Below are 13,146 nucleotides of genomic sequence, written 5' to 3' on the forward strand. Positions count from 1 at the left end.
ATGGACACGATTCTTCCCACCGAGCTCGTAGAAGCCGCGCGCAAGGTCATCGACGCGAACCGCGCCGCCGGCCGCCGCGTCGCCGTCGCCGAGAGCTGCACCGGCGGCCTGGTCTCCGCCGCGCTGACCGAATTGCCGGGTTCGTCCGACGTCTTCGACGCCGGCTTCGTCACCTATTCCAACGACGCCAAGATGGACGTGCTGAAGGTGAGCCTCGACGTGCTCGAGACCTTCGGCGCCGTCTCGATCGCGGTTGCCTGGAGCATGGCGCAGGGCGTGCTGGAGCGCACCAAGGCCGATGTCGCGGTGGCGATCACCGGCATCGCGGGTCCGGGCGGGGCGACCGAGAACAAGCCGGTCGGCACCGTCGTCTTCGCCCAGGCGATCCGCGGCGCCGATCCCAAGCACGTCGTCGCCGACGCGCGCCATTTCGAGAATGACGGCCGCGGCGGCATCCGCCTTCAGGCGGCGTTGTGCGCGCTCGACCTGTTGATGCCGTCGCCCGAGGTACCGGTCGAGGAGCCCGAAGCGGCGTAAAGCTTCGCCGCGCGCTCCTCGAACGCACCGATCATCTTGCGGAGCGCGCGGTCGAACACCTGGCCTGCCAGCATCTCGAACACCCGGTTCTTGAACGCGAAGTCGACGCAGAAATCGACATAGCAGCCGCCCTGCCCGTCCGGCCGGAACTTCCAGTCGTTGGACAGGTGCTTGAGCGGCCCGTCGACATATTCGACATGGACGGTCTCCGGCCGCGCCTTGGTGACGCGCGACGTGAAGGTCTCGCGCAGCCCCTTGAAGCCGACGATCATGTCCGCGACGACCTGGGTGTCGCTCGACGAGCGGACGCGCATCGCGCTCACCCAGGGCAGGAACTCGGGGTAGCGCGCGACATCGGCGACCAGATCGAACATCTGTTCCGGCGTATAGGGGAGATGCCGGGTTTCGCTGTGCTTGGGCATCAGGCCTTGGCGCTCGCCTTTGCCAGCTTGGCCTCGCGGGCCGCGCGCATCTCGGCGAAATCTTCGCCGGCGTGATAGCTGGAGCGCGTGAGCGGGCTCGATGCGACCTGCAGGAAGCCCTTCGCCCGCGCGATCGCGCCATAGGCCTGGAAGTTCTGCGGGGTCACGAACTCCTCGACCTTGGCGTGCTTCGGCGTCGGCTGGAGATACTGGCCCATCGTCAGGAAATCGATGTCGGCCGAACGCATGTCGTCCATCACCTGGTGGACCTCCAGGCGCTGCTCGCCCAGGCCGAGCATGATGCCCGACTTGGTGAAGATCGACGGATCGAGCCGCTTCACCGTCTCCAGCAGCCGCAGCGAGGCATAATAGCGCGCGCCCGGACGGATCATCGGATAGAGCCTGGGGACGGTTTCCAGATTGTGGTTGTACACGTCCGGCCGCGCGGCGACGATCGCCTCGACGGCAGCCTCGTGCTTGTTGCGGAAATCGGGCGTGAGGATTTCGATCGTGGTGGTCGGGCTCACCTTGCGGATCGCCTCGATCACCTTGACGAACTGGCTGGCGCCGCCGTCGGGCAGGTCGTCGCGGTCCACCGAGGTGATGACGATATGCTCCAGGCCCATCTGCAACGCCGCCTCGGCAACGTGCTGCGGCTCGAGCGGATCGACTTTGCGCGGCATGCCCGTCTTGACGTTGCAGAAGCGGCAGGCGCGCGTGCAGACGTCGCCCAGGATCATCACCGTCGCGTGCTTCTTGGTCCAGCACTCGCCGATGTTCGGACAGGCGGCTTCCTCGCAAACCGTGTTGAGGCTCTTGGCGCGCATCAGGGCGCGGGTCTTGGCGAACCCTTCCGAGGTCGGGGCCTTGACGCGGATCCAGTCGGGCTTGCGGACGCGCTCGGGGCGCGGCAGCGGAGTCTGCTCGTTCATGGGGGGCAGATAGAGCGCCCGGACGCGTTTCGCCAGTCCCGGAAATAGCGCATGGCGTTGCACGGAGCGCAAGCGGCGCGGGCGCGTTGTCGACATCGACAAGCAGCATCGGGAAAGGTAAACAGAGCATATGGCAGGATTCAGGGAACTGATCGGTGGCTATCACCGCTTCCGCACCGGAGGCTGGAGCCAGCAGCGCGCCCGTTGGGCCCAACTGTCCGAGGGGCAGAGCCCCAAGGTGATGGTGATCGCCTGCTCGGACAGCCGAGTCGATCCGGCGCAGATCTTCGACACCTTGCCGGGCGAAATCTTCGTCGTGCGCAACGTGGCGAACCTGGTCCCGCCCTATGAGACCGATGGCGGTCGCCACGGCGTGTCCGCGGCGCTGGAGTTCGCGGTGACGCAGCTGAAGGTGGAAGAGATCGTGGTGATGGGCCATGGCGCCTGTGGCGGCGCGCATGCGGCACTGACCCAGCGCTTCGCCGATGCGGAGCATGGTGAGGGCGGGTTCATCGCGCATTGGGTCGATATGCTGGACGAGGCGCGCGAGAAGGTTCGCGCCGAACATGGCGAGGGGCCGGAAGCGGTGCGCGCGATGGAGCACGAGACGGTGCGCGTCTCGTTACGCAACCTGCGCAGTTTCCCGTTCGTCACCGAGCGCGAAGCGGCGGGCAAGCTGACCATCCACGGTGCCTATTTCGCCATTGCGGATGGGATGCTGCATGTGATGGACGACGAAGGCACCTTCGCGGCGGCGTAACCTGAAGATCCTCCCCGGCACGGGGAGGATCGCGAACTCAGAACTTCCCCAGCGCCTCTGTAGCGACCTTCACCACCGCCGGATCAAGCTCGGGCGGCACCATCGGCACGTGCTTCTCCAGCTGATCGGCAATCGCGGTCAGCGCTGCGATCCGCGCGGCCTTCTTGTTGTTGCCGTCGATCACCGTCCAGCGCGCGTGCGGGGTGTCGGTCTCGTGGAACATCGCGTGCATCGCATCGAGATAGTCTGCCCGGCGCGCGCGGTTGCGGAAGTCGTCCATGCCGGTCTTCCACCGCTTCCACGGATGGGTCAGCCGGTCGCGCAGGCGCTTGTCCTGGGTCTTCTGCGTCACGTGCAGGAAGATCTTGATCAGCGTCGCGCCGTTGTTGACCTGCTGCGCCTCGAAATCGTTGATCTCGGCATAGCCGCGCCGCCAGTCGGTCTCGCTGGCATAGCCCTCGACGCGCTCGACCAGCACGCGGCCATACCAAGTGCGATCGAACACCGCGATATTGTGCTGCGCCGGCAGCCGCTGCCAGAAGCGCCAGAGGAAATGATGGGCGAGCTCTTCCTGGGTCGGTGCCGAGATCGGCCAGACTTCGTAATAGCGCGGGTCCCATTCCGCGGTGAGGCGCTTGATCACCCCGCCCTTCCCCGCCGCGTCCCAGCCCTCCAGCGCGATGATCGCGCGACGCTTGTGGATGATGTGCGCCGTCTGGATATGGCTCAGACGCTTCTGGAGCTTGGCGAGCTCGGCTTCGTAGTCACCGTCGAAGGGTTCGCCGGTCTCGTAGTCGGAAAGATCGATGGTCATGGGAGCCCCTAACGAGCAGGCGCGATCAAGGCTGCATCGACGCGGTTGGCAAGCGGCCGCCCGGCCTCAAAATCGGCGATGCTCGCCAGCGTCGTCTCGGCGATCGCGGACAACGCCTCCTCGGTGAGGAAGGCCTGGTGGCCGGTGACGAGGACGTTGGGAAAGGTAAGGAGCCGCTGGAACTGGTCGTCGGCAATGATCTCGTTGGAGAGATCCTCGAAGAACAGGTCGGCCTCCTGCTCGTACACGTCGAGAGCAACGGCGCGCACCTTCCGTGCCTTGAGCCCATCGATCAGCGCCGCCGTGTCGATCAGCGCGCCGCGGCTGGTGTTGACGATCACCAGCCCGTCGCGCGCTTCGGCAATCACCTTGGCGTCGATCAGCCGATGCGTCTCGGGCGTGAGCGGGCAATGCAGCGTCACGATCTCGGCGGTACGCAACAGCTCGTCGCGCGGCACATAGCGGACGCCGATCGCCTCCAGCTCGGGATCGGCATGAAGGTCGCTGGCCAGTACGGTGCAGCCGAAGCCGGCCCGGAGCACCCGGGCGACCAGCGCGCCGATCTTTCCGGTGCCGACCACGCCGACCGTGCGGCCGTGCAGGTTGCGGCCGATCAGCCCGTCGAGCGCAAAGTTGTTCTCCCGCACCCGGGCCCAGGCGCGCGGGATCTGGCGGTCGACTGCCAGCAGCAGCCCGACGGTGAACTCCGCCACCGCATGCGGCGAATAGGCCGGCACCCGCACCACGGCGATGCCCAGCCGCTCGGCCGCGGCGAGATCGACATTGTTGAAGCCGGCACAGCGCAGCGCCACCAGCCGGACGCCGACCTTCGCCAGCGCTTCCAGCACCGTCCCGTCGACGCCGTCGTTGACGAACACGCACACCGCTTCGTGCCCTGCCGCCAGCGGCGCGGTCAGCACGTCCAGACGGGGTTCGAGAAAGGTGAGGTCGTGGCCGAAGCGCGCGTTCGCCTCGGAAAGGAAGCGGCGGTCATAGGCCTTGGTGTTGAACACCGCGACGCGCATGACCGCCCCCTTCCGCTCAGCCGGCCTTGGGGCCGTCGACGCCCGGTGCCAGGCGGATGTGCAGTTCCTTGAGCTGCTTGTCGCTCACCGCCGAGGGCGCGTGCATCATCAGGTCCTCGGCCTTCTGCGTCATCGGGAAGGCGATCACCTCGCGGATGTTCGGCTCGTCGGCGAGCAGCATCACGATGCGGTCGACACCCGGGGCCGAACCGCCGTGCGGCGGCGCGCCGAACTTGAACGCGTTGATCATGCCAGAGAAGTTGGTGTCGACATCCTGCTGGGTATAACCGGCGATCTCGAACGCCTTGTACATGATCTCCGGCTTGTGGTTCCGGATCGCGCCCGAGGACAGCTCAATGCCGTTGCAGACGATGTCGTACTGATAGGCGAGAATGTCGAGCGGATCCTTGGTCTCCAGCGCCTCCAGCTCGCCCTGCGGCATCGAGAAGGGGTTGTGGCTGAAATCGACCTTCTTCGCGTCCTCGTCATATTCGAACATCGGGAAGTCGACGATCCAGCAGAACTCGAAGCGCTTCTTGTCGATCAGCTCGAGCTGCTCGGCAGCGCGGGTGCGCGCCAGGCCGGCGAGCTTGGCGGCCTGGGCTTCCTTGCCGGCGGCGAAGAAGATGCCGTCGTTCGGGCCGAGGCCCATCGCTTCGGCAATCGCCTTCATGCCATCCTGGCCATGGTTGTTGGCGATCGGGCCGCCGAACACGCCGTCCTTCTGCGTCGCATAGCCGAGGCCGGGGAAGCCTTCGCTCTGCGCCCAGCTGTTCATGTCGTCGAAGAACTTGCGGCTTTTCTCGTGGGTGCCCGGCGCCGGGATCGCGCGGACCACGTCGCCGCCCTCGACGATCGAGGCGAAGCGGCCGAAGCCCGAGCCCTTGAAGAAGTCCGATACGTCGGTGATCACCAGCGGGTTGCGCAGGTCCGGCTTGTCGTTGCCGTATTTGAGCATCGATTCGCGGTACGGGATGCGCTTGAACGGCAGCGCGCTCACGCTGCGGCCCATACCCTCCCAGTCTGCGAACTCCTCGAACACGCCGTGCAGCACCGGCTCGATCGCGGCGAACACGTCGTCCTGCGTCACGAAGCTCATCTCGAAGTCGAGCTGGTAGAATTCACCCGGGCTGCGGTCGGCGCGGGCGTCCTCGTCGCGGAAGCAGGGTGCGATCTGGAAATAGCGGTCGAAGCCGGCGACCATCAGCAGCTGCTTGAACATCTGCGGCGCCTGCGGCAGCGCGTAGAACTTGCCCGGGTGGACGCGGCTGGGGACGAGATAGTCGCGTGCGCCCTCGGGGCTCGACGCGGTGAGGATCGGCGTCTGGAACTCGGTGAAGCCCTGGTCGATCATCCGCCTGCGCAGCGACGCGATCACGTTCGAGCGCAGCAGGATGTTCTTGTGGACCTTCTCGCGGCGCAGATCGAGATAGCGGTTCCGCAGGCGGATCTCTTCGGGATATTCCTGCTCGCCGAACACCGGCATCGGCAGGTCGGCGGCGGCGGACTGGACGGTCACCTCCGCCGCGCGGACCTCGATCTCGCCGGTCGGCAGGTTCGGGTTCACCACGCTGGCATCGCGCGCAACCACCGTGCCCGTGACGGTGATCACCGATTCGGAGCGCAGCGACTCGATCGCATCGAAGGCCGGGCCGCTCGCGTCGGTGACGATCTGGGTAATGCCGTAATGGTCGCGCAGGTCGACGAACACCAGGTCGCCATGGTCGCGCTTGCGGTGCACCCAGCCCGACAGGCGGACGGTTTGCCCGACGTCCGCGGAGCGGAGCTGGGCGCAGGTATGGGTGCGATAGGCGTGCATGTTGCGGTTCTTCTCACCTTGTCGTCATCCCCGCCCGGTGGCGCGGTGCCGGAATGGGCCGGCGCGACGATATTGAAACACTATGACCGCGCGCATTCCGGTCACACCCCACTTTTGTCAACCCGAAGACCGGTATATGGGCATGCGATGCACATTCATGGTCTGATCGAAGACAGCGTCACCCTCGCCGATCTCTGCAAGCGCCTCGCGAAGTCCGACTTCATCACGGTCGATACCGAGTTCATGCGGGAAAACAGCTACTGGCCCGAGCTCTGCCTGATCCAGGTCGCGAACGATAAGGAGGCCGCGGCGATCGATCCGATGGCCCCGGACCTCGACATGGGGCCCCTGCTCGACCTGCTCGTCGAGAATGAGGACGTGCTCAAGGTCTTCCACGCCGGCGGGCAGGATATCGAGATCGTCTACAACCTGACCGGCAAGACCCCGCACCCGATGTTCGACACCCAGGTCGCCGCGATGGCGCTCGGCCAGGGCGAGCAGATCGGCTATTCGAACCTCGTCGACACCTATCTCGGTGTCGTCGTCGACAAGGGCGCCCGCTTCACCGACTGGGCGCGCCGCCCGCTCGACAAGCGCCAGATCGACTATGCCATCGCCGACGTGACCCACCTTTCCAAGATCTTCCCCAAGATGCTGGAAAAGCTACGCAATTCCGGCCGCGGCGTATGGCTCGACCAGGAGATGGAGCGAATCTCCGATCCCGAGAACTATCGCAACGATCCCGACCAGGTTTGGCAGCGCGTCCGCATCAACAGCCGCAAGCCCGAGGTGCTCGGCCGCCTCAAGGCACTTGCCCGCTGGCGCGAGCTGGAAGCGCAGGGCAAGGATCTGCCGCGCGGCCGCATCGTCAAGGACGAGACGCTGGCCGACCTCGCCGCCAATCCGCCGCGCAAGCAGAGCGATCTCGCCAAGGTGCGCGGTCTTTCCGCCGCCTGGGCAGGCAACGATATCGGCGGGCGGATGATGGCGGCAATCGCCGAGTCGAAGCCGCTGCCGGCCGACGAGATGCCCGGCCGCGAGGAGCGCAAGCCGTCGCTCGGCAAGGACGGTGCGCTGGTTGCCGATCTGCTGAAGCTGCTGCTCAAGATCCGCGCCAAGGAAGTCAACGTCGCCCCGCGGCTGCTCGCCCGTTCGGAGGATCTGGAGGCGCTCGCCGCTGGGGTCCGCAAGGACCTGCCGATCCTGGAAGGCTGGCGCTACGAGCAGTTCGGCCGTGACGCGCTGGCGCTGGTCGAAGGCCAGCTCGGCTTCGCGGTGCGCAACGGCAAGCTCAAGATGAGCCGCACCGAGGATCCGGCATGATCCGCGCCCTGACCCTGCTCGCGCTGGCGGCCACCGCTGCCGCCTGCGCACCTCAGAAGAAAGCCGAACCACTGCCGCCGATGGTTGAATGCGACGCCAACCGGGTGCAGGACCTCAAGGGCAAGCAGCGCTCGCCCGCGATCGAGGCCGACGCGCTTGCCCGCTCGGGCGCCAAGCGCGTGCGCTGGATCGCGCCGGGCTCGGCGGTGACGATGGACTTCCGCGTCGACCGACTGAACCTGCACGTCGACGCCGCCGGCACGATCACCGACGCCCGCTGCGGCTGAAGCCACTCAGCGGACCGCCCGACCCGCCGCAAGCGCGCGCTCCCGCGCCTCGCGGTGGTCGATGCGTTTGGGCGGATAGGCGGCGGGGCGGCACCCTGCCGCCTCGGGATCGTGGATCACGGCGTCGGACAGCTTGGCGAGTTCGGGCACCCATTGCCGGATATAGCCCGCCGCATCGAACTTCTCGGACTGGGTGAGCGGCGCCATTACCCGGCTCCACTGGCTCGAGTCGACGCCCGAGCCCGAGACCCACTGCCAGTTGACAGAGTTGTTTCCGTAGTCCGCGTCGACCAGCGTGTCCCAGAACCAGCGCTCGCCCTCCCGCCAGTCGATCAGCAGGTGCTTGATCAGGAAGCTGGCGGCGATCATCCGCACGCGGTTGTGCATCCAGCCGGTCGCCCATAGCTGGCGCATGCCCGCGTCGACGATCGGGTAGCCGGTTTCCCCGAGCTGCCAGGCGCGGAGATCGGCCTTGGCATCCCTGCCGCTCCGCCATTCCATCTTGTCGAAGGCGGGACGGCCGTTCTTGGCGGCATAATCGGGAAACTGGCAGATCAGGTTCTGGGTGAAGTCACGCCAGCCCAACTCGCGCAGATATTCCTCCACCTGCCCGCCCGCATCCTCGACAGCATGCCACACCTGCGCGGGAGAGACCTCGCCGAAATGGAGGTGCGGCGAGAGGCGCGAGCTGCCTTCGATCGAGGGCAGGTTGCGGGTGTCGTCATAGCGGGCGGCATGGTCCTGGAAGCGCCGGAGCCGCTGGTGCGCGCCGGCCTCGCCGGGGGTCCATTCCTCGCGGAAGCCGCCGGCCCAGTCGGGCTTGGTCGGTAGCAGGTCCCACTCTTCCAGCGTGTCGCTCTTCGGCCATTTGGACGGTGCGCCGATCTTCTGCGGCACCCGCAGCGGCGGCGCCGGGGGCAGGCGCTCGCGCAGCGCTCGCCAGAAAGGCGTGAAGATCTTGTAGGGCTGGCCCGCCCCCGTCGTCACCGCGCCGGGCGGCAGCAGGTAATTGCCGTCGTGGCAGCAGAGCGTCAGCCGCTGCGCCACCGACCGCTCGGCATTGCGCCACCAAGGCTCGTAATGGCGGATGCCGTGCACGGTCGTCGCCCCGGTCTCCTCGGCGAGACGCGCCAATTCCGCGTCGCTCTTTCCCCGGCGGAGGATCAGCCGAGAGCCCTTCTCGCGCAGCGCCGCGTCGAGCGCCATCAGGCTGTGGTGCAGCCACCAGCGCGAGGCGCCGCCCATCGCACGGTGCTTCGCCGTCTCGTCGTCGAGCACATAGACCGGGATTACCGCCCCCGCCTCCACAGCGGCGACGAGCGCGGGGTGATCGGCAAGGCGGAGGTCGCGGCGGAACCAGAGCAGGACGGGTGCGGTCATAGGCGTACAAACGCGCAAGTGCGAACCAGGGCCACCTGTCCGCTGGATCAGGGGGCATGGACCCGATCGGCGACGGCAGGCGTTACGCTGCCGTCATCAATCGAGGGATCCCCATGGCATTCACATCGGCGGCGATGGTCGTCAACACCAAGTCCCGCCACGGCCAGGACTGGTTCGACCGCGCCTGCGCCCGCTTCGGCGAGCAGGACATGCCCGTCGATGCGCACGCCGTTGACGATCCCGATCGGCTGGAGGCGGTGCTGGACGAAATGCTGGCGAAAAAGCCCGAGCTGGTAATCCTCGGCGGCGGCGACGGCACGATCAGCGGGCTGGTCGACACGCTGGTCGGCAAGGGCGTGACACTGGGCGTGCTGCCGCTCGGCACTGCCAACAGCTTCGCGCGCTCGCTCGGTATCCCGCTGGACGTCGACGGGGCGATCGACGCGATCCTGCAGGGTACGCCCAAGCGCATAGACCTGGGCATGATCGACGACGATTACTACGCCAGCACCGCCGCGATCGGCCTGTCGCCGCAGATCGCCCAGACCGTGCCGCACAATGCCAAGCGCTGGTTCGGGCGGATGGGCTATCTCAGCTGGGCCGTGCTGCAGTTCGTCAAGTTCAAGCCGTTCACCGTGATCGTCGGCGAGGGTGCGAACGCTCAGCGCGTGCTTGCGGTGGAGGTGCGGATCTCCAACGGCCCGTTCCATGGCGGCACCGAGCTGGTCGACGAGGCCAGCGTCGCCTCGGGCGAGATCGTCGTCCAGGTGGTGAAGGGCCCGACCAAGTCGCGGCTGGTCCGCAACTGGGCGGCCTCCGTGCTGCGGCTAGAGGCACGCAGGGAGGATACGGTGACGTTTCGGGGCAAGTCGCTGCGGGTGGCGACCGAACCGTCGCTGCCGATCTCGATCGACGGCGAGGTGCTGGCCAACACGCCGGTGACGGCGAAGGTGGCGGCTGCGGTGATCGACGTGATGGTGCCGCGCGAGACGGAGTAGCTTGGTAAAGTCACCCTCACCTCCCCATCGCTAGTGCGATGGTCCCCTCCCCCTCCCGCAGGCGGGAGAGGGAGGGCGCCGCGAAGCGGCGGAAGGGTGAGGGTGAGGGTGAGTCGGGTTCGAACTTACCCCAGCCGCGCCAGCGCCGCCGAAAGCCGCTCGGCCTCGGCCGCCTTCTCGGCATGATCCGCCCGCGCCTTCTCGACCGCCTCGGGTTTGGCCCGCTCGACGAAGCTCGGATTGCCGAGACGCCCGGCGAGCCCATCGCGCTCCTTTTCGGCCGCCGCGATCGCCTTGGCGAGGCGGGCACGCTCGGCCTCCAGATCGACCACATCGCCCAGCGGCATCACGAACGTCGCTTCGTCCACGACGAGCTGCAGCGCACCGCCGGCCGGCGCATCGCCCTGCGCCTGGTCCACGCGACCAAGCCGCGCCAGGGCCGCTTCCTGCCGCGCCAGACGCGCGACCGTCTCCGCCGACGCATCGCGAACGTGCAGCGCCAGCCGCGCCCCCGGCGGCACGTTGAGCTCGGTCCGCGCCGCGCGGATCTCGCTCACCAGCCGGATCAGCCAGTCGATCTCCTGCGCCGCCGACGGATCGAGCGCCCGTGCATCCGCCATCGGCCACTTCGCCACGATCAGGTCATGCTCGCGCGGCCCCATCTTCGACCACAGCTCTTCGGTGATGAAGGGCATGAACGGGTGGAGCATGACGAGGATCTGGTCGAGCGCCCAGCCGGCGACCGCACGGGTTTCCTCCGCATCGGCGGCGGCAACGCCCTCACCCTGCAGCAATGGCTTGATCAGCTCGAGATACCAGTCGCAGAAGCGGCTCCAGACGAACTGGTAGATGCTGTTCGCCGCCTCGTCGAAGCGCAGATCGGCCAGCGCCAGATCCAGCGCCTGCACCGTCGCAATGGTTTCCGCGATGATCCAGCGGTTTACCGCCAGCTCCGCCGTCGGCGCCTCGAGATGCTTGCTCGCCGCAATGCCGTTCGCCTGGCAGAAGCGCGCGGCGTTCCACAGCTTGGTCGCGAAGTTGCGATAGCCCTCGAGCCGCTTCTCATCCATCTTGATGTCGCGGCCCTGGCTTTCCATCGCCGCCATGAAGAAGCGCAGCGCGTCAGCGCCGTACTTGTCGATCATACCCAGCGGATCGACCGTGTTGCCCTTGGACTTGGACATCTTCTGGCCGTCCGCCGCGCGGACAAGACCGTGCAGATACAGGGTCTTGAAGGGCACCTCTTTCATGAAGTGCAAGCCCTGCATCATCATCCGCGCATCCCAGAAGAACAGGATGTCGAAGCCGGAGATCAGCACGTCGTTCGAGTAGCGCCCGCCGAGCGTCGGATCGCTATTCTCGGGCCAGCCGAGCGTCGCGAACGGCCACAGCGCCGAGGAAAACCAGGTGTCGAGCACATCGGGATCACGAGTAAGCGCAACGCCCTCGCCGGCCTGCGCCTGCGCCTCTTCCTCGGTCTCGGCGACATAGGCCTGGCCGTCGGCATCGAACCAGGCCGGGATGCGATGCCCCCACCAGAGCTGGCGGCTTACGCACCAGGGCTGGATGTTCTCCATCCAGTTGAAATAGGTCTTTTCCCAGCTCTTCGGCACGATCTTCGTCGCGCCCGAGCGGACCGCCTCGATCGCCGGCTTGGCGAGCGTCGCGGCGTCGACATACCATTGGTCGGTCAACCACGGCTCGATCACCTGGCCCGAACGGTCGCCATAGGGCGTCTGGATCGTGCGCGGTTCGGCGTCGTGCTCGGCGCCTTCCTTGTCGACAAAGGGCACGAGGAAGCCCTCGTCCCTCAGCCGCTGGACGATCGCCTTGCGGGCCTCGAAGCGGTCGAGCCCGATCAGCTCGGCCGGCACGAGCCCGTCCTGCGTCTGGCAGATCGCAGCCTTGGCATCGAGCATGTTGAGCATCTCGCCGGCCTTGATGCCAGCGCGAACACCCACTTCGAAATCGTTGAAATCATGGCCCGGCGTGATCTTCACCGCGCCCGAACCGAGTTCCGGATCGGCATGCTCGTCGCCGACGATCGGGATCAGGCGGCCGGTGATCGGCAGCTTCACCTGCTTGCCAATCAGCGCCTTGTAGCGCGCGTCCTCGGGATGCACGGCCACCGCCATATCGGCCAGCATGGTCTCCGGCCGCGTCGTCGCGACCTGGATGAAGCCCGAGCCGTCCGCCAGCGGATAGCGCAGGTGCCAGAAATTGCCGCGGACTTCCTTGGTCTCGACCTCGAGGTCCGAGATTGCGGTGCCGAGGCCCGGATCCCAGTTCACCAGGCGCTTGTCGCGATAGAGCAGGCCCTGGCGGTGCAGTTCGACGAACACCTTGAGGACGGCCTTGGAGAAGCCCTCGTCCATGGTGAAGCGCTCATTCGCCCAGTCCATCGAGCAGCCGAGCCGGCGCAGCTGGCGGGTGATCTGGCCGCCGCTCTCCGCCTTCCACTCCCACACCTTGTCGACGAACGCCTCGCGGGTGAAGTCGGTGCGCTTTTGCCCCGCCGCGTTGAGCTGGCGCTCGACCACCATCTGCGTGGCGATGCCGGCATGGTCGGTGCCGACGACCCAGCGCGCGTCCTTGCCCTTCAGCCGCGCGTGGCGGACGAGAATGTCCTGCAGCGTGTTGTCGAGCGCGTGGCCGATGTGCAGGCTGCCCGTCACGTTGGGCGGCGGATTGACGATCGTCCAGGGCTCGGCGCCGGGGCGCTCGGGGCGGAACAGGCCTTCGTCTTCCCAATGGGCGTACCAGCGGGATTCGATGTCGGCGGGGTCGAAGGTCTTGGGGAGTTCGGTCATGGTGCAGGGGCTTTAGCGTCGCCGCTGCCCTGCGCACAA

At 67.0% G+C, this 13,146-nt stretch carries 12 protein-coding genes; 5 read left to right on the plus strand and 7 right to left on the minus strand.

Going from position 1 to position 13,146, the window contains the following annotated elements:
- Complete coding sequence (locus CA234_RS11795) at positions 1-537, plus strand: CinA family protein (protein ID WP_125974423.1); 537 nt, start codon at positions 1-3, stop codon at positions 535-537.
- On the opposite strand, the gene CA234_RS11800 is transcribed toward CA234_RS11795, so the two are convergent.
- Together CA234_RS11800 and lipA are read right to left on the minus strand one after the other, a co-directional pair.
- The gene (locus tag CA234_RS11800) at positions 462-959 is read right to left on the minus strand and encodes a type II toxin-antitoxin system RatA family toxin (RefSeq protein ID WP_121076933.1); all 498 of its coding nucleotides are present in this window, start codon (positions 957-959) and stop codon (positions 462-464) included. The two genes, CA234_RS11795 and CA234_RS11800, sit on opposite strands and share 76 nt — an antisense overlap.
- Positions 959-1,891 carry a lipoyl synthase gene (lipA, locus tag CA234_RS11805; protein ID WP_126001777.1) on the minus strand — a complete coding sequence of 311 codons (933 nt, stop codon included), beginning with the start codon at positions 1,889-1,891 and terminating at the stop codon, positions 959-961. The genes CA234_RS11800 and lipA overlap by 1 nt, the downstream gene beginning before the upstream one ends.
- A 130-nt stretch (positions 1,892-2,021) precedes the next feature.
- Between lipA and CA234_RS11810 the strand changes: the two genes are divergently transcribed.
- A complete protein-coding gene (locus CA234_RS11810) occupies positions 2,022-2,651 on the plus strand; it encodes a carbonic anhydrase (protein WP_125974427.1) in 630 nt (209 codons plus the stop codon).
- Between the two features lie 37 nt (positions 2,652-2,688).
- Here the strand turns inward: CA234_RS11810 and CA234_RS11815 are convergent, their stop codons facing one another.
- The 3 genes from CA234_RS11815 to aspS are packed head-to-tail and all read right to left on the minus strand — an operon-like array spanning position 2,689 to position 6,309.
- Positions 2,689-3,465: a polyphosphate kinase gene (locus CA234_RS11815; RefSeq protein ID WP_125974429.1), complete on the minus strand. Its 777-nt coding sequence runs from the start codon at positions 3,463-3,465 to the stop codon at positions 2,689-2,691.
- A gap of 8 nt (positions 3,466-3,473) precedes the next feature.
- A complete protein-coding gene (locus CA234_RS11820; RefSeq protein WP_125974431.1) occupies positions 3,474-4,490 on the minus strand; it encodes a 2-hydroxyacid dehydrogenase in 1,017 nt (338 codons plus the stop codon).
- 16 nt (positions 4,491-4,506) lie between these two features.
- Positions 4,507-6,309 (minus strand): aspartate--tRNA ligase, encoded by a 1,803-nt coding sequence (gene aspS / locus CA234_RS11825; RefSeq protein ID WP_125974433.1) that lies wholly within the window; start codon positions 6,307-6,309, stop codon positions 4,507-4,509.
- A gap of 147 nt (positions 6,310-6,456) precedes the next feature.
- Between aspS and rnd the strand changes: the two genes are divergently transcribed.
- Both rnd and CA234_RS11835 read left to right on the plus strand, forming a co-directional pair.
- The gene (gene rnd, locus CA234_RS11830) at positions 6,457-7,632 is read left to right on the plus strand and encodes a ribonuclease D (protein WP_126001778.1); all 1,176 of its coding nucleotides are present in this window, start codon (positions 6,457-6,459) and stop codon (positions 7,630-7,632) included.
- A complete protein-coding gene (locus CA234_RS11835; RefSeq protein ID WP_125974437.1) occupies positions 7,629-7,919 on the plus strand; it encodes an I78 family peptidase inhibitor in 291 nt (96 codons plus the stop codon). The genes rnd and CA234_RS11835 overlap by 4 nt, the downstream gene beginning before the upstream one ends.
- Before the next feature lie 6 nt (positions 7,920-7,925).
- Here CA234_RS11835 and CA234_RS11840 read toward each other — a convergent pair whose 3' ends face one another.
- Positions 7,926-9,299, minus strand: a complete 1,374-nt coding sequence (locus tag CA234_RS11840; protein WP_125974439.1) for a deoxyribodipyrimidine photo-lyase — start codon at positions 9,297-9,299, stop codon at positions 7,926-7,928.
- A gap of 113 nt (positions 9,300-9,412) precedes the next feature.
- Here CA234_RS11840 and CA234_RS11845 point away from each other — a divergent pair, with 113 nt between their 5' ends.
- On the plus strand, positions 9,413-10,297 hold the full coding sequence (locus CA234_RS11845; protein ID WP_125974440.1) for a diacylglycerol kinase family protein: 885 nt from the start codon (positions 9,413-9,415) through the stop codon (positions 10,295-10,297).
- Positions 10,298-10,422: 125 nt separating this feature from the next.
- Here CA234_RS11845 and CA234_RS11850 read toward each other — a convergent pair whose 3' ends face one another.
- On the minus strand, positions 10,423-13,107 hold the full coding sequence (locus tag CA234_RS11850; protein WP_125974442.1) for a valine--tRNA ligase: 2,685 nt from the start codon (positions 13,105-13,107) through the stop codon (positions 10,423-10,425).
- Between the last annotated feature and the right edge of the window lie 39 nt (positions 13,108-13,146).

Source organism: Sphingomonas sp. ABOLE, from assembly GCF_003950455.1.
GTDB classification, from domain to species: domain Bacteria; phylum Pseudomonadota; class Alphaproteobacteria; order Sphingomonadales; family Sphingomonadaceae; genus Sphingomonas; species Sphingomonas trueperi.